This window comes from Escherichia sp. MOD1-EC7011, from assembly GCF_002965005.1.
Classification (GTDB): Bacteria; Pseudomonadota; Gammaproteobacteria; order Enterobacterales; family Enterobacteriaceae; genus Escherichia; species Escherichia ruysiae.
In genome coordinates this window covers 1-15,797 of record NZ_PTRD01000025.1, presented here as the reverse complement: position 1 = coordinate 15,797, position 15,797 = coordinate 1, and the positions used below count along the sequence as shown (strand labels likewise).

Genomic DNA, 15,797 nt, shown 5'->3' with positions numbered 1-15,797 from the left:
TGTTGTGAAATATAATTTATTTTCGCAACCATATACCATTAATCCCCTGTACATATTCACCCGGCTTCGCACGCGCGACAAGTTTTTGCCCTGCCAGTTTCGCTATCTCATCTGTGGATACATTATTCTGTTTTGCCAGTTGCTGGTAACTACGATTACGAGCTTCATTAATATCTCTTACCAATGCCTGTGTTTCAGCATCCGTTTCCAGCACCACCAGGTAACCATTAAGCGTTTCACCGACCCGCCCCTGACTTCTGGCTTCATTCAGAGTTAATGCCATCGCACTGCTACTCATCAGGCCAATAATCCACACTATTATGAGTAATGTTCTTTTCATCATGACCTCAAAAAAGATCGCTACGAGTTTTAAGCAGGTCTTCAACATCTTTGTCCGCTTTGATGATGATCTCATGCTCAATTTTAACGTTCATATTAATGGTGATTGGCTCCTTCGGCGCAGCCACCTCTATGCGCGGAGTGCAACCAACCAACATAAAAGAGGACGCGAGCGCGGCTATCACTATTTTCATTGTTTTTCCTCACATTCTTTTCCTGACGGGCAGTCATTTTCCGGGATACGGGCATTCTGTTCCAGCCACGCCTGGAGATTATCGCCAAAGCGTAAACTGCGCCATAACGTAAAAATATTCTCTTCGTGACTGTAATTAAGATTCACAGTGCCTGTTTTGCCATCAACCCGACTATTACCGCTAATCGTTGCCTGCATGGTTAACACACCGAGATTATCTAAATTAATTTTTGTCGATGATCGATTAATTTCCATATAGCGCAACCAGTTGATGGCGGTTCCAGCGGTCATACTGTCTTTTGCTACTGCATCCGCAGTGTCTTTATCCAGACGTAAGGTCATTGGCCCGCTATTTGCCAGCCAACCGTCTTTCACTATCCATTTTTCATTGTTTAGCCATAACGGCAGTGCACCACTAAATGCCCCGGACATGGCGAATTGTTTCGGATTGACGGCGCTAACCAGTTCGCTGGATGAGAGATTATTCAGGCGCAATAGCGCCTGATCGTGCTGCGGCATACGTAATTGTTTCATCAGCACGTTACCGCCTAAAACATCAACACTCACATTGGTCAGTAGCAAGGGTTCGTCTTCGGTCCACGGATAACGCCCTTGAAGATCGGCTGTGATATTTTTTGCTGTCACAAGGTTAACCACTTCAGCAATACGTAATGATACAGGTCGCCGCGTCCCCAGGTGCCACGCACCGTCGCCAAAACGGAACGGTAGTACAAAGTCGACGCCGTTGACCTGGTTGTCTGGCATCCAGGCACTGCCACCTTTTAATACGCCATGACCACCCGCACGGAAGCCTTGATCAGGCGCAGCGGAAAAGGCTACCTGAGCATACAGCTCGCCATCGCGTAGGTTCATCTTCCAGTCAGGTGGCACCAGCGGCTGAAATACAGTGAGTGATTGTTTAGGCCACCAGGCGTTACCGCGCAGACGAATACCGTCCCAGCGACCATTTACCCGTACCGGACCAATCTCGCCAGCATGTAAATCGCCTTTGAAGAGGAAATAAGTTGGTTCGCGCCCTTCAACACTAAATTTTAAGGTTGATGGCGGTAACACGCTGCCCCCCGTGAAAAGCGTTTGCCCTGCATCCAGCGAAAGCGCACCACTAAAAGACGGATTCTGCGTGTCGCGTACCCAGACAACAGGTTTCTCAAGAATTAAGCGCGGCTTTTCTACCGTCATCGTGCCATATTGCAACTGGTCGAAACCGGTCGAAAGATCGGTAAGCGTAATCGTGCTGTCATGCCACTCACCTTTTCCTGCGACATCCCAGGTGGCATTCATCGGGGTAAAACTGCCTTTTCCCCAGTAACGCCACTGCCAGCGTCCTGCATCAGGGAGAAAATCATTCGCCTGACCATCCATATGCAGCACAAAGTCGCCCAGTTCATTTTCATGTGCCTGCAAAATGGCCTGTAAACGCCCGTCAATACCACGTTGGGTGACTTTTACTCCCGCTAAAGGCCAGCGAATTTCATCGATGTCCAGTGAATCGATGACTCTTCCCTTTGAACGTAATAACGCGCCAGGTTCAAAGGCCAGCGTTGGGTCAGCCAGACTTCCGCTTAGCTGCGCCGGTAAGCGAGCATATAAAATAAGATCCGCCTGTTTCGCTTCACCGGTCAGTTGCAGTGGCATCTGGCTGTTATCCATGCTTAATTTTCCTGGGCCAAAATTAAGCACCGCATTGCCCTTACCTGCTTGCCCCTGGGTCAGCACACTCAGTCGACCACTAACCCATGCGTTCTCAAGCCCGGCCTGCCAGTTATCGACTTTGACACCCAATCGCCCACTAAGGGGAAAACCTTCATATGGCCAGCTCCAGCGACCATCACTGACAGTCAATTGCTGACGGGTAATTTCCCACGGTAAATCGAGCAACGGATCGCCGGTATCTCGTGCCATCACAATCAATTGCCCGCTATTTTCCTGCCACTCGAGTTCAGCATCCACCAGCGACGGTTCCTGCGGCAAATTCAACGTCGCGGTAGCATGACCACTTACAGGAAGCCCATCCGGCACTAGCGGCAGAGTAAATTCCCCCACCAGTTTTACCGGCGGCTGATTTTCAAACGCGGCAACATCCAGTTCGCTGACTGTAAATTGTTGCCCTTTAAGCAGGCCTTGAAATTTAACTTTTTCGCCCTGATAACGCAGTTGCTGGATATCAGAGGTTAATGCGAGAGAGAGTTTTCCCTGCCATTCCTGCCAGGGAGAAAAAATCAGTTTATCGATATTGATCCAGGTGTTAGGCAACATGGCCTGCCACTGCGCGAGGGTTTTCGGGGCGGCTGGAGATTGCTCTGTCTGCGGCAATTTCGCCAGGCAAGCAGAATCAAGTTCTACCGTGCCAACGTTCAATAACCAGCGGCTGGGATGTGAAAGGCTGGCGTTGGTGATATGCGCAAGCTGACAATCTCCCACCAGATAACGGAGATCGGGAATGATTAAACCTTTACGCGTAATGCGTGGGCTTTCATCTAATGCAATACGTGTCCCGAGCGGTAGCCAGATGCCCGCCAGCGTGGGAACCCACAATCCGAGCGTCATTAGCAACGTCAACGGCACAAGAATAATCAGTAATAGCAGCGCGAGAACAGCTTTATATTTACCCAACATGGGTAGTTAATATCCTGATTTAGCGAAAAATTAAGCATTCAATACGGGTATTGTGGCATGTTTAACCGTTCAGTTGAAGGTTGCGCCTACACTAAGCATAGTTGTTGATGAATTTTTCAATATGGTCATGACTTTCAATTATATTTGAAATTTTGTAAAATATTTTTAGTAGCTTAAATGTGATTCAACATCACTGGAGAAAGTCTTATGAAACTCGCCGTTTATAGCACAAAACAGTACGACAAGAAGTACCTGCAACAGGTGAACGAGTCCTTTGGCTTTGAGCTGGAATTTTTTGACTTTCTGCTGACGGAAAAAACCGCCAAAACCGCCAATGGCTGCGAAGCGGTATGTATTTTCGTAAATGATGACGGCAGCCGCCCGGTGCTGGAAGAGCTGAAAAAGCACGGCGTTAAATATATCGCCCTGCGCTGTGCCGGTTTCAATAACGTCGATCTTGATGCGGCAAAAGAACTTGGGCTGAAAGTAGTCCGTGTTCCAGCCTACGATCCGGAAGCCGTCGCTGAACACGCTATCGGTATGATGATGACGCTGAACCGCCGTATTCACCGCGCGTATCAGCGTACCCGTGACGCCAACTTTTCTCTGGAAGGTCTGACTGGCTTTACCATGTATGGCAAAACAGCGGGCGTTATCGGCACCGGTAAGATCGGTGTGGCTATGCTGCGCATTCTGAAAGGTTTTGGTATGCGTCTGCTTGCGTTCGATCCGTACCCAAGTGCGGCGGCGCTGGAACTTGGTGTGGAGTATGTTGATCTGCCGACCCTGTTCTCTGAATCAGACGTTATCTCCCTGCACTGCCCACTGACGCCGGAGAACTACCACCTGCTGAATGAGGCAGCGTTTGAACAGATGAAAAACGGCGTAATGATCGTCAACACCAGTCGTGGCGCATTGATTGATTCTCAGGCGGCAATTGAAGCTCTGAAAAACCAGAAAATTGGCTCGCTGGGGATGGACGTGTATGAAAACGAACGCGATCTGTTCTTTGAAGATAAATCCAACGACGTGATCCAGGATGACGTATTCCGTCGTCTGTCTGCCTGCCATAACGTGCTGTTTACCGGACACCAGGCATTCCTGACGGCAGAAGCTCTGACCAGTATTTCCCAGACCACGCTGCAAAACTTAAGCAATCTGGAAAAAGGCGAACCCTGCCCGAACGAACTGGTTTAATCTTGCTGCTCCCCTGCAAGTCAGGGGAGCTTATTCAGATAATCCCCAAAGATCTTTCATCCTCTATTCTTAAAATATGTTTTGCAGGACGGATAAGACGCGTCGCGTTGCATTCGGCAGTCAGCACCTGATTTATACCTTAAGTTGAGAACCAAAATGAAGAAAGTAGCCGCGCTTGTTGCGTTAAGCCTGCTGATGGCGGGATGTGTAAGTAATGACAAAATTGCTGTGACGCCAGAACAATTACAGCATCACCGCTTTGTGCTGGAAAGTGTCAACGGTCAACCTGTTACCAGCGATAAAAACCCGCCAGAAATCAGCTTTGGTGAAAAGATGATGATTTCCGGCAAAATGTGCAACCGCTTTAGCGGCGAGGGTAAACTTTCTGGCGGTGAACTGAAAGTTAAAGGGCTGGCAATGACCCGCATGATGTGTGCCACTCCTCAGCTTAATGAACTCGATCACACCATCAGCGAAATGCTGAAAGAAGGTGCGCAAGTCGATCTGACTGCGAACCAGTTAACGCTGGCCACCGCGAAACAGACATTAACCTATAAGCTGGCGGATTTAATGAATTAATAGCTGCCACAGCTTCCGGCGGCAAGTGACTGTTCGCTACAGCGTTTGCCGTTGGGTAATGCACACATGCCAATAGCCGTTCCGTCAAGTTGACGGGCAACGGATAGCGAACCACCAATCATCGCGCAATTCGCTTCACCGCTACTGGACATGGACGCTTTTAAACCAGGCGCCACATGCGCCGCAGTTGCCTGCTGAACTGGTTCACTACTACACGCCGATAACAATAAAGCGGCACACCCGACCCACAACACTGCTCGCATCTTTACTTCCTCTAATCTTTAAACCAAACGACACCGCCGTAAATAATAGGCAGCACAGACGACTACGTCGAGAACAACTATGTGTGTAGCAACGCATTGTTACTTTTTTATCGCTATTTTTTTGTCCACTGTTTGATCAAAACATTCATTACGCAGATATGAGGGACACAAAAGCGAAAATGCAACAGAAGGCCATTTGCTAAAATTGAGAGATAACTACTGGGCGCGCAGCTTTTTCGTGTGCCCCTCATTTGCGCAATGTAAGGGTGTCGTATGATCACAATTGACGGTAATGGCGCGGTAGCTTCGGTGGCATTTCGCACCAGTGAAGTTATCGCCATCTACCCTATTACCCCAAGTTCCACGATGGCGGAACAGGCCGATGCCTGGGCCGGAAACGGCTTGAAAAACGTGTGGGGAGATACGCCTCGTGTGGTTGAAATGCAGTCAGAAGCTGGTGCTATCGCGACCGTGCACGGCGCGTTGCAAACGGGTGCTCTCTCGACATCGTTTACATCATCGCAGGGTTTACTGCTGATGATTCCGACGTTGTACAAACTGGCGGGCGAACTGACGCCGTTTGTACTGCATGTAGCAGCGCGTACCGTCGCTACTCATGCACTCTCTATTTTTGGCGATCATTCAGATGTGATGGCCGTGCGCCAAACCGGTTGCGCCATGTTGTGTGCAGCAAACGTTCAGGAAGCGCAGGACTTCGCCCTCATTTCGCATATCGCGACACTAAAAAGCCGTGTGCCGTTTATTCATTTTTTTGATGGTTTCCGCACGTCCCACGAGATCAACAAAATTGTTCCACTGGCTGACGACACGATTCTTGAACTGATGCCGCAGGCAGAAATTGATGCCCACCGCGCCCGCGCGCTGAACCCGGAACATCCGGTGATTCGCGGTACATCCGCCAATCCTGATACTTACTTCCAGTCTCGTGAAGCTACTAACCCGTGGTACAACGCAGTTTACGACCATGTTGAACAGGCGATGAATGATTTCGCCGCCGCTACGGGTCGTCAGTATCAGCCTTTTGAATACTACGGGCATCCACAAGCAGAACGGGTGATTATCCTGATGGGATCTGCCATCGGTACTTGTGAAGAAGTGGTTGATGAGTTACTTACCCGTGGCGAAAAAGTCGGGGTGCTGAAAGTTCGACTATACCGCCCGTTCTCCGCCAAACATTTACTGCAAACATTGCCAGACTCTGTGCGAACTGTCGCGGTGCTGGATCGCACCAAAGAACCGGGCGCCCAGGCAGAACCACTGTATCTGGACGTAATGACCGCGCTGGCGGAAGCCTTTAATAATGGCGAGCGTGAAACACTGCCACGCATCATTGGCGGGCGCTATGGCTTATCGTCCAAAGAGTTTGGCCCGGATTGCGTGCTGGCAGTATTTGCCGAACTTAACACAGCCAAACCAAAACCCCGTTTTACCGTCGGTATTTACGATGATGTAACCAATCTGTCGCTACCATTGCCAGAAAATACCCTGCCAAACTCCGCGAAGCTGGAAGCCCTGTTTTATGGTCTGGGCAGTGATGGCAGCGTTTCCGCGACCAAAAATAATATCAAGATTATTGGTAACTCCACGCCGTGGTATGCACAGGGTTATTTTGTTTACGACTCCAAAAAAGCCGGTGGTCTGACAGTTTCTCACCTGCGCGTGAGCGAACATCCAATTCGTTCTGCATATCTGATTCCCCAGGCTGATTTTGTTGGCTGCCACCAGTTGCAGTTTATCGACAAATATCAGATGGCAGAACGTCTGAAACCCGGCGGCATTTTCCTGCTTAACACCCCGTACAGTGCCGATGACGTCTGGTCGCGGTTGCCGCAAGAAGTGCAGGCAGTACTGAATCAGAAAAAAGCACGCTTTTATGTCATTAACGCAGCGAAAATCGCGCGTGAATGTGGACTGGCGGCTCGTATTAACACCGTAATGCAGATGGCGTTTTTCCACCTGACGCAAATTCTGCCTGGCGACAGCGCCCTGGCCGAGTTGCAGGGGGCGATTGCCAAAAGTTACAGTAGCAAAGGTCAGGATCTGGTGGAGCGCAACTGGCAGGCTCTGGCGCTGGCGCGTGAATCCGTAGAAGAAGTTCCGTTGCAACCGGTAAATCCGCACAGCGCCAATCGACCGCCAGTGGTTTCCGATGCCGCCCCTGATTTCGTGAAAACCGTAACCGCTGCGATGCTCGCCGGGCTTGGTGATGCCCTCCCCGTTTCGGCGCTGCCGCCAGACGGCACCTGGCCGATGGGCACCACGCGCTGGGAAAAACGCAATATCGCCGAAGAGATCCCTATCTGGAAAGAGGAACTCTGTACCCAATGTAACCATTGCGTCGCCGCTTGCCCACATTCAGCTATTCGCGCAAAAGTGGTGCCGCCCGAAGCAATGGAAAACGCCCCTGCCAGCCTGCATTCACTGGATGTAAAATCGCGCGATATGCGCGGGCAGAAATATGTGTTGCAGGTCGCACCGGAAGATTGCACCGGCTGTAATTTGTGTGTTGAAGTTTGCCCGGCGAAAGACCGCCAGAATCCAGAGATCAAAGCCATCAATATGATGTCGCGTCTGGAACATGTGGAAGAAGAGAAAATCAATTACGACTTCTTCCTCAACCTGCCGGAAATTGACCGCAGCAAACTGGAACGTATTGATATTCGGACTTCGCAGTTAATCACACCGCTGTTTGAATATTCTGGTGCTTGTTCCGGTTGTGGCGAAACGCCATATATCAAATTGCTGACTCAACTCTATGGCGACCGGATGTTAATCGCTAACGCCACGGGCTGTTCGTCAATTTACGGCGGTAATCTGCCGTCCACACCGTATACCACTGATGCCAACGGTCGAGGCCCAGCATGGGCGAACTCACTGTTTGAAGATAACGCCGAATTTGGCCTGGGCTTCCGCCTGACGGTCGATCAGCATCGTGTCCGCGTGTTGCGTCTGCTGGATCAGTTTGCTGATAAAATTCCTGCGGAGTTACTGGCAGCGTTGAAATCAGATGCCACGCCAGACGTTCGTCGCGAACAGGTTGCCACGCTGCGCCAGCATCTCAAAGATGTGAGTGAAGCTCATGAACTACTACGCGACGCTGATGCGCTGGTGGAAAAATCAATCTGGCTGATAGGTGGCGATGGCTGGGCTTACGATATCGGCTTCGGAGGTCTGGATCATGTATTAAGCCTGACGGAAAACGTCAACATTCTGGTGCTGGACACGCAATGCTATTCCAATACCGGTGGTCAGGCGTCAAAAGCCACGCCGCTCGGCGCGGTGACTAAGTTTGGCGAACACGGTAAACGCAAAGCGCGTAAAGACCTCGGCGTCAGTATGATGATGTACGGTCATGTTTATGTGGCGCAGATTTCTCTCGGCGCGCAGATGAACCAGACGGTAAAAGCAATTCAGGAAGCGGAAGCCTATCCTGGGCCGTCGCTGATCATTGCTTACAGTCCATGTGAAGAGCACGGTTATGACCTGGCATTGAGTCACGACCAGATGCGCCAACTCACCGCAACCGGCTTCTGGCCGCTGTATCGCTTTGATCCACGTCGTGCTGATGAAGGCAAACTGCCACTGGCGCTGGATTCACGTCCGCCATCAGAGGCTCTGGAAGAGACATTGCTCCATGAGCAACGTTTCCGCCGTCTGAATTCGCAACAGCCAGAAGTGGCGGAACAGTTATGGAAAGATGCCGCAGCCGATCTGCAAAAACGCTATGACTTCCTCGCGCAAATGGCAGGAAAAACGGATAAAAGTGGCACCGAGTAGCGTCGTCGGATAAGGATTATCCAGAACGAAAAAAAAGCCCGAATGAAAGTTCGGGCTTGTCTTTTTATTTGTTGGGAAAGAAATAACTATAGCAATGACCCAACAACAAATAATATCTGTGACAATAAAGGCATATAACCCACGCAGAATAACGCATCATTTTTTAAAAGTATAATTTTTATTTTGTATGTATAACCATCAAATCATTCACCAAACCAATCATCATTTCTCAGGAATTATTTGATTAAGGTTTTACTTAAGGCGTAACAAATGACATTTATCGGCTAATGGAACTTTTCCTTTAGGATGTTTTCACTTCCCAAACGGGGAGAAAAAGGCAAATAAAATAACTAAAGGATTTTTTCAATGAAAAGCAAAATACTGGCACTCTTAATCCCTGCCCTGCTCGCCGCAGGTGCTGTACATGCAGCAGAAATTTATAATAAAGACGGCAATAAATTAGATCTTTATGGCAAAGTTGATGGCCTGCATTATTTTTCTGATAGTTCTGCAAAAGATGGCGATCAGAGCTATGCACGTCTTGGATTTAAAGGCGAAACACAAATTAACGATCAACTCACTGGCTATGGTCAGTGGGAATACAATATTCAGGCAAACAATACTGAATCCTCAAAAAACCAGTCCTGGACTCGTCTGGCATTCGCCGGATTGAAGTTTGCAAATTACGGTTCTTTCGATTACGGACGTAATTACGGTGTAATGTACGACGTAGAGGGCTGGACCGATATGCTGCCAGAATTTGGCGGTGACTCCTACACCAATGCAGACAACTTTATGACCGGTCGTGCTAATGGCGTAGCGACATATCGTAATACTGATTTCTTCGACCTGGTTAATGGTCTGAACTTCGCAGTGCAGTATCAGGGTAATAACGAAGGTGCAAACAACGGTCAGGAAGGCACCAACAACGGACGTGATGTTCGTCATGAAAACGGCGACGGCTGGGGGCTTTCCACAACCTACGATTTAGGTATGGGCTTTAGCGCGGGCGCGGCATACACCTCCTCAGACCGCACCAATGATCAGGTCAACCATACTGCGGCAGGTGGCGATAAAGCCGATGCCTGGACTGCCGGATTAAAATATGATGCTAACAACATTTATCTGGCAACCATGTATTCCGAAACGCGTAATATGACACCATTTGGCAACAGCGATTACGCCGTTGCGAACAAGACCCAGAACTTTGAAGTCACTGCCCAATATCAGTTTGACTTTGGTCTGCGTCCGGCAGTGTCTTTCCTGATGTCTAAAGGGCGTGACCTGAATGCTGCCGGTGGTGCTGATAATCCGGCCGGTGTTGACGATAAAGATCTGGTCAAATACGCCGACGTTGGCGCGACATATTATTTCAACAAAAATATGTCTACCTATGTTGATTATAAAATTAACTTGTTGGATGAAGATGACAGCTTCTACGCTGCCAACGGTATCTCTACCGATGATATTGTCGCTTTAGGTCTGGTTTATCAGTTCTAATCCTGCCTGCCCGCCTCTCTGGCGGGCTTTTTCTACTTATTGAATCCTGCTTAATCTAAATTAAAAATGTGAACTCCGTCATTATACAAAAGACCTCATCTGGCGTTACACTTTATGCGGATACTAAAACAGGAGGTTTTATGAACAGAACGATTCTTGTCCCTATCGATATTTCCGATTCAGAATTAACTCAACGCGTGATTAGTCACGTTGAAGCCGAGGCAAAGATTGATGATGCAGAGGTTCATTTCCTGACGGTAATACCTTCGCTGCCCTACTATGCCTCTCTGGGTTTAGCGTATTCCGCAGAATTGCCGGCAATGGATGACCTGAAAGCGGAAGCTAAATCGCAACTGGAAGAGATAATTAAAAAATTCAAACTGCCGACTGACAGAGTGCATGTTCATGTTGAAGAAGGTTCGCCAAAAGACCGCATTCTGGAAATGGCGAAAAAGATCCCTGCTCATATGATCATCATTGCCTCCCATCGACCGGATATCACCACCTACCTGCTCGGCTCTAACGCCGCCGCCGTCGTGCGTCATGCAGAGTGCTCCGTGCTGGTCGTGCGCTAAAAACTAACGCCCGCACGTCGCTGCGGGCTTTTTGATTCATTTCGCAAATGTGCTGACATTTTCCCCTCTAATCCGTACCATACACGCCACAGTTTTTATATCAGATTTCTTATGCTGGACATTCCGGCATGACGCATACTCTTCTGATGCCATATAACGAATTGAGTCGCTTTTAAATGTCGCAAAATCAAGAAATTAGTAAGAAAGAACAATACAACCTGAACAAGTAAGGGCAAAAATCACAACTCTCTGACTCATAAGTATTTTACTTATTTTTCAATGTGTTAAATATCATCAGCGACAACAATAAGCTACGATAACCCACTCTTTTTTTGCCCCTTTTTTGCCCCTTTTGCAGCGCTTTGCCCCATTTTTGCCATCAACAATTTTCCTCATCAAGTCATTTCAAAGCCTACTAGCTGCCTTACTTTTTTCCTCAATAACGCGTCGCCAGCAGGAAACAACCTAATCCCTGTTTTGGGCCCCAAAGCTGCTAATGATAATCATTTTCATTTTGTATAGGTTGTGCTATAAAACATAGCCGTTGCTATGTTTGTTCTAATTTTGCTCACTATAGGTACTAAATTATGTACTCAATAAAAAAAGTAACCATGCTCTTGGGGTGCCTCGCCCTCACCTGCTCGATCGCATTTCAGGCGAGTGCAACTGAAAAATTCAAGGTCATTACAACATTTACCATCATCGCAGATATGGCCAAAAACGTGGCTGGAGATGCTGCAGAAGTCTCATCCATAACCAAGCCCGGTGCAGAAATTCATGAGTATCAGCCTACCCCTGGCGATATTAAACGTGCGCAGGGGGCACAACTGATTCTCGCCAATGGTATGAATCTGGAATTGTGGTTCCAACGCTTTTACCAGCATCTTAATGGGGTTCCAGAAGTAATTGTCTCTTCGGGTGTGACGCCAGTAGGGATCACTGAAGGCCCCTATGAGGGCAAACCTAACCCCCATGCCTGGATGTCGCCAGATAATGCTCTGATTTACGTCGATAATATTCGTGATGCGTTGATAAAATACGATCCGGCAAATGCACAAACCTACCAACGTAATGCCGATACTTATAAAGCCAAGATTACCCAAACCCTTGCCCCCCTGCGTAAGCAGATTGCTGAACTCCCTGAGAATCAGCGATGGATGGTCACCAGTGAAGGGGCTTTTTCTTATCTCGCACGCGATTTGGGGCTAAAAGAGCTTTATCTGTGGCCGATTAATGCCGATCAACAAGGCACGCCGCAGCAGGTACGTAAGGTTGTTGATATGGTGAAGAAAAATCATATCCCGGCAGTCTTTAGCGAGAGTACGATTTCCGATAAACCAGCGCGTCAGGTTGCGCGTGAAACCGGCGCGCACTACGGCGGTGTACTCTATGTCGATTCCCTGAGCACAGAAAACGGCCCGGTACCTACGTATATCGACCTTCTGAAGGTTACTACCAGTACGCTGGTACAGGGAATTAAAGCCGGGAAAAGGGAGAAATAATGATGCAATCTGCGGGCATTGTCGTTAATGATGTTACTGTCACCTGGCGTAACGGGCACACAGCACTGCGCGATGCATCCTTCACAGTACCAAGTGGATCTATTGCCGCTCTGGTTGGGGTAAACGGTTCCGGAAAATCGACGTTGTTTAAAGCGATTATGGGATTTGTGCGTCTGACCAGCGGAAAGATATCTGTTCTGGGTATTCCCACGCGACAGGCGCTACAGAAAAACCTGGTTGCCTACGTCCCTCAGTCAGAAGAGGTTGACTGGTCATTTCCTGTACTAGTGGAAGATGTGGTGATGATGGGCCGCTATGGGCACATGGGTATGTTGCGTATAGCCAAAAAGAGGGATCGTCAGATTGTCACCGATGCGCTGGAACGTGTCGATATGGTGGATTTTCGCCATCGACAAATCGGCGAGCTTTCCGGTGGACAAAAGAAACGCGTCTTTCTGGCGAGAGCGATTGCACAGCAGGGTGATGTGATCCTGCTGGATGAACCTTTTACCGGCGTTGATGTGAAAACCGAAGCGAAAATCATCAGCCTGTTGAGGGAGTTACGCGCGGAAGGCAAGACGATGCTTGTCTCAACGCACAATCTCGGCTCAGTCACGACATTTTGCGATTATACGGTCATGGTCAAAGGCACCGTCCTGGCAAGCGGGCCGACAGACACCACTTTTACAGCCGAGAACCTGGAGCTGGCTTTTAGCGGCGTACTGCGCCATGTCACACTTAACGGCTCGGAAGAAAGCATTATTACTGACGATGAACACCCTTTTGTGGCACATCGACCGTCAGCGGTGCAGGGGGAAGCAAGATGAACGTGCTACTGGAACCCTTCAGCTATGAATATATGCTCAATGCGATGTGGGTCTCGGCGATGGTCGGCGGTCTCTGCGCTTTCCTGTCATGCTATCTGATGCTAAAAGGCTGGTCGCTGATTGGCGATGCGCTGTCGCACTCTATTGTCCCGGGTGTTGCGGGGGCATATATGCTGGGGCTTCCGTTTTCTCTGGGAGCCTTCTTTTCCGGCGGACTGGCAGCGGGCAGCATGCTGTTTCTTAACCAACGCACTCGCTTAAAAGAAGATGCCATCATCGGCCTGATCTTCTCCTCCTTTTTTGGCCTGGGGCTGTTTATGGTGTCATTGAACCCGACATCCGTGAACATTCAGACCATCGTCCTGGGCAATATTCTGGCAATCGATCCGGCGGATATCCTGCAACTCACTATCATTGGCATTCTCTCGATCATCGTGCTTTTTTTCAAATGGAAAGATCTTATGGTGACCTTTTTCGACGAGAATCACGCTCGTGCTATTGGATTGCATCCGGGCAGATTAAAAATCCTCTTCTTCACCCTGCTGTCGGTTTCGACCGTTGCGGCGCTGCAAACGGTTGGTGCCTTTCTGGTGATCTGTCTGGTGGTGACTCCCGGTGCAACAGCATGGTTGTTAACCGATCGTTTTCCCCGCCTGCTCATAATTGCTGTAACTATTGGCAGTGTAACCAGTTTCCTCGGCGCGTGGGTCAGTTACTTTCTGGACGGCGCGACAGGTGGAATCATCGTGGTGGCGCAGACACTGCTGTTTCTTTTAGCATTTGTATTTGCGCCCACCCATGGGCTTTTGGCAAATCGTCGGCGTGCGCATAAAGCGCTGGAGGATCGCTCATGATGGCATTATTACTGGAGCCACTGCAGTTCACCTTTATGAGTCACGCACTGCTGATTTCACTGGTAGTTTCCATACCCTGTGCGCTGCTGTCGGTCTTTCTGGTCCTGAAAGGTTGGGCACTGATGGGTGACGCGATGAGTCATGCGGTTTTTCCTGGCATCGTGCTTGCCTGGATTCTGGGGTTACCTCTGGCTACAGGGGCATTCGTCGCCGGAGTATTCTGCGCGGTGGCGACGGGATACCTGAAAGACAACAGCCGAATCAAGCAAGATACAGTGATGGGGATTGTTTTTTCTGGCATGTTTGCCGCAGGTCTGATCTTGTATATTGCAGTCAAACCAGACGTACATCTTGACCATATTCTTTTCGGCGACATGCTCGGGGTAACCATCGGCGATATAATCCAGACGGTGATTATTGCCGGGCTGGTTACACTTGTTATTAGCGTAAAATGGCGGGATTTTTTGCTGTTCAGCTTTGATTATCAACAGGCGCAAAGCGGTTTGCATACGAGATGTCTGCATTATGGGCTGCTGTGCATGGTCTCTCTGACCATTGTGGCGACGCTGAAAGCGGTAGGTATCATTCTCTCCATTTCTCTGCTCATTGCGCCTGGCGCCATTGCGGTACTCCTGACACAACGCTTTCATATTGCGCTCCTACTGGCGATTGGCATATCGGTAATAGTGTCAATGACTGGTGTCTGGTTGTCCTTTTTTATCGACAGTGCACCAGCTCCGACGATTGTCGTCTTATTCGCGGTTGTGTTCATCATGACGTTCACCGTTACCAGCATCAACGCACGCACAAAGGGAAACACCCATACACAGGATTTGTCATCACCCAATTAGCACAACATCCGAGGGCAGCATCGTCCGCTGGCCCACAGAAGTCCGGAAAGTCATGGAAGGTCGTTGTTGGGAGGAGGTACAAATTCTCTCATGCAAAAAATACGTAAAATCGATAATAGCTGGAAATAATTCAATACATGCACTCTCGAAAGTGCATCAGCCAACCGCAGAACGTTATTGCATACAACGTTTCTGCGGCATAATCCCAATGATTACTCCCTGACAGGGTTCGTAGGCCACTCAATATCAGGTGCAGTTGATGTATCAACACGGTTCAGCAACACCCGATACTTCTTCAAGGCTTCCCGCAACGAGGTTTCTTCCTCCGTTGCATATACAGCTCACCTTTTTTCACCCACGATTAACCAACAGCCAGACCAGCAGACACGCCACCACCGGCACAGCAAAATCCATCAGGCTTGCCACATCCCACGCACGCGGATCAAAACCGCCCCACCACGGCATATTCATACGCTTGCCATGCCCGAACATTTCAATCCAGCGATATTCTGCCTGGGTGTGTTCCCGCGCAATGAAGAACGTACAACCAGCTATCGCACCGTAAACCCAGTTTCCGGTAAAAAGGCCAATCAGTACCTGCGCAGCCACAGCACAAAGTGCATGAAGGAAAGGTGTTATATCCATTACTCCTCCTTTATCCGATATCGCTTCGGGAAACGGA

Annotated in this window: 14 protein-coding genes and 1 pseudogene; 9 read left to right on the top strand and 6 right to left on the bottom strand. The window is 49.1% G+C overall.

The window, feature by feature from the left end; translation table 11 throughout:
- Window positions 1-16: 16 nt before the first annotated feature.
- Genes A7098_RS13140 through A7098_RS13130 form a run of 3 tightly spaced genes read right to left on the bottom strand, consistent with a single transcriptional unit; the run spans window position 17 to window position 3,169 of the window.
- Window positions 17-340, bottom strand: coding sequence for a YdbL family protein (locus A7098_RS13140; protein ID WP_123056758.1), 324 nt, complete (start codon window positions 338-340; stop codon window positions 17-19).
- A gap of 7 nt (window positions 341-347) precedes the next feature.
- A complete protein-coding gene (locus tag A7098_RS13135; protein ID WP_000706311.1) occupies window positions 348-533 on the bottom strand; it encodes a YnbE family lipoprotein in 186 nt (61 codons plus the stop codon).
- The gene (locus A7098_RS13130) at window positions 530-3,169 is read right to left on the bottom strand and encodes a YdbH family protein (RefSeq protein WP_105280919.1); all 2,640 of its coding nucleotides are present in this window, start codon (window positions 3,167-3,169) and stop codon (window positions 530-532) included. The genes A7098_RS13135 and A7098_RS13130 overlap by 4 nt, the downstream gene beginning before the upstream one ends.
- A 207-nt stretch (window positions 3,170-3,376) precedes the next feature.
- On the opposite strand from A7098_RS13130, the gene ldhA reads away from it, so the two are divergent.
- Both ldhA and hslJ read left to right on the top strand, forming a co-directional pair.
- The gene (gene ldhA / locus A7098_RS13125) at window positions 3,377-4,366 is read left to right on the top strand and encodes a D-lactate dehydrogenase (protein ID WP_000762235.1); all 990 of its coding nucleotides are present in this window, start codon (window positions 3,377-3,379) and stop codon (window positions 4,364-4,366) included.
- Between the two features lie 156 nt (window positions 4,367-4,522).
- On the top strand, window positions 4,523-4,945 hold the full coding sequence (gene hslJ, locus A7098_RS13120) for a heat shock protein HslJ (protein ID WP_010348254.1): 423 nt from the start codon (window positions 4,523-4,525) through the stop codon (window positions 4,943-4,945).
- Here the strand turns inward: hslJ and A7098_RS13115 are convergent.
- On the bottom strand, window positions 4,942-5,208 hold the full coding sequence (locus A7098_RS13115) for a DUF333 domain-containing protein (RefSeq protein ID WP_001203005.1): 267 nt from the start codon (window positions 5,206-5,208) through the stop codon (window positions 4,942-4,944). The two genes, hslJ and A7098_RS13115, sit on opposite strands and share 4 nt — an antisense overlap.
- Before the next feature lie 273 nt (window positions 5,209-5,481).
- On the opposite strand from A7098_RS13115, the gene nifJ reads away from it, so the two are divergent.
- The 7 genes from nifJ (at window position 5,482) to sitD (ending at window position 15,115) form a co-directional block, all read left to right on the top strand.
- Window positions 5,482-9,006, top strand: a complete 3,525-nt coding sequence (gene nifJ, locus A7098_RS13110) for a pyruvate:ferredoxin (flavodoxin) oxidoreductase (RefSeq protein WP_105280918.1) — start codon at window positions 5,482-5,484, stop codon at window positions 9,004-9,006.
- Between the two features lie 366 nt (window positions 9,007-9,372).
- Window positions 9,373-10,506 carry a porin OmpN gene (gene ompN, locus A7098_RS13105; protein WP_000836968.1) on the top strand — a complete coding sequence of 378 codons (1,134 nt, stop codon included), beginning with the start codon at window positions 9,373-9,375 and terminating at the stop codon, window positions 10,504-10,506.
- 140 nt (window positions 10,507-10,646) lie between these two features.
- A complete protein-coding gene (gene uspF / locus A7098_RS13100; protein ID WP_001082294.1) occupies window positions 10,647-11,081 on the top strand; it encodes a universal stress protein UspF in 435 nt (144 codons plus the stop codon).
- Window positions 11,082-11,668: 587 nt separating this feature from the next.
- Complete coding sequence (sitA, locus tag A7098_RS13095; RefSeq protein WP_000286867.1) at window positions 11,669-12,583, top strand: iron/manganese ABC transporter substrate-binding protein SitA; 915 nt, start codon at window positions 11,669-11,671, stop codon at window positions 12,581-12,583.
- Window positions 12,583-13,410, top strand: a complete 828-nt coding sequence (gene sitB / locus A7098_RS13090) for an iron/manganese ABC transporter ATP-binding protein SitB (protein ID WP_000983720.1) — start codon at window positions 12,583-12,585, stop codon at window positions 13,408-13,410. The genes sitA and sitB overlap by 1 nt, the downstream gene beginning before the upstream one ends.
- Window positions 13,407-14,264: an iron/manganese ABC transporter permease subunit SitC gene (gene sitC, locus A7098_RS13085; protein ID WP_001101728.1), complete on the top strand. Its 858-nt coding sequence runs from the start codon at window positions 13,407-13,409 to the stop codon at window positions 14,262-14,264. Before sitB ends, sitC begins: the two co-directional genes overlap by 4 nt.
- Window positions 14,261-15,115 (top strand): iron/manganese ABC transporter permease subunit SitD, encoded by an 855-nt coding sequence (gene sitD / locus A7098_RS13080; protein ID WP_105280917.1) that lies wholly within the window; start codon window positions 14,261-14,263, stop codon window positions 15,113-15,115. The genes sitC and sitD overlap by 4 nt, the downstream gene beginning before the upstream one ends.
- 212 nt (window positions 15,116-15,327) lie before the next feature.
- On the opposite strand, the pseudogene A7098_RS13070 reads toward sitD, so the two are convergent.
- Together A7098_RS13070 and A7098_RS13065 are read right to left on the bottom strand one after the other, a co-directional pair.
- Window positions 15,328-15,447, bottom strand: a pseudogene (locus A7098_RS13070) (tail fiber assembly protein); the annotation flags it as partial.
- A 19-nt stretch (window positions 15,448-15,466) separates the two neighbouring features.
- Window positions 15,467-15,760, bottom strand: coding sequence for a hypothetical protein (locus A7098_RS13065; RefSeq protein WP_016245272.1), 294 nt, complete (start codon window positions 15,758-15,760; stop codon window positions 15,467-15,469).
- Window positions 15,761-15,797: the final 37 nt, after the last annotated feature.

What these genes read in the sequence shown, in the direction of transcription:
- A7098_RS13140 (WP_123056758.1), bottom strand. Translation starts at nt 340, where the DNA reads ATGAAAAGAACATTACTCATAATAGTGTGGATTATTGGCCTGATGAGT.
- A7098_RS13135 (WP_000706311.1), bottom strand. Translation starts at nt 533, where the DNA reads ATGAAAATAGTGATAGCCGCGCTCGCGTCCTCTTTTATGTTGGTTGGT.
- A7098_RS13130 (WP_105280919.1), bottom strand. Translation starts at nt 3,169, where the DNA reads ATGTTGGGTAAATATAAAGCTGTTCTCGCGCTGCTATTACTGATTATT.
- ldhA (WP_000762235.1), top strand. Translation starts at nt 3,377, where the DNA reads ATGAAACTCGCCGTTTATAGCACAAAACAGTACGACAAGAAGTACCTG.
- hslJ (WP_010348254.1), top strand. Translation starts at nt 4,523, where the DNA reads ATGAAGAAAGTAGCCGCGCTTGTTGCGTTAAGCCTGCTGATGGCGGGA.
- A7098_RS13115 (WP_001203005.1), bottom strand. Translation starts at nt 5,208, where the DNA reads ATGCGAGCAGTGTTGTGGGTCGGGTGTGCCGCTTTATTGTTATCGGCG.
- nifJ (WP_105280918.1), top strand. Translation starts at nt 5,482, where the DNA reads ATGATCACAATTGACGGTAATGGCGCGGTAGCTTCGGTGGCATTTCGC.
- ompN (WP_000836968.1), top strand. Translation starts at nt 9,373, where the DNA reads ATGAAAAGCAAAATACTGGCACTCTTAATCCCTGCCCTGCTCGCCGCA.
- uspF (WP_001082294.1), top strand. Translation starts at nt 10,647, where the DNA reads ATGAACAGAACGATTCTTGTCCCTATCGATATTTCCGATTCAGAATTA.
- sitA (WP_000286867.1), top strand. Translation starts at nt 11,669, where the DNA reads ATGTACTCAATAAAAAAAGTAACCATGCTCTTGGGGTGCCTCGCCCTC.
- sitB (WP_000983720.1), top strand. Translation starts at nt 12,583, where the DNA reads ATGATGCAATCTGCGGGCATTGTCGTTAATGATGTTACTGTCACCTGG.
- sitC (WP_001101728.1), top strand. Translation starts at nt 13,407, where the DNA reads ATGAACGTGCTACTGGAACCCTTCAGCTATGAATATATGCTCAATGCG.
- sitD (WP_105280917.1), top strand. Translation starts at nt 14,261, where the DNA reads ATGATGGCATTATTACTGGAGCCACTGCAGTTCACCTTTATGAGTCAC.
- A7098_RS13065 (WP_016245272.1), bottom strand. Translation starts at nt 15,760, where the DNA reads ATGGATATAACACCTTTCCTTCATGCACTTTGTGCTGTGGCTGCGCAG.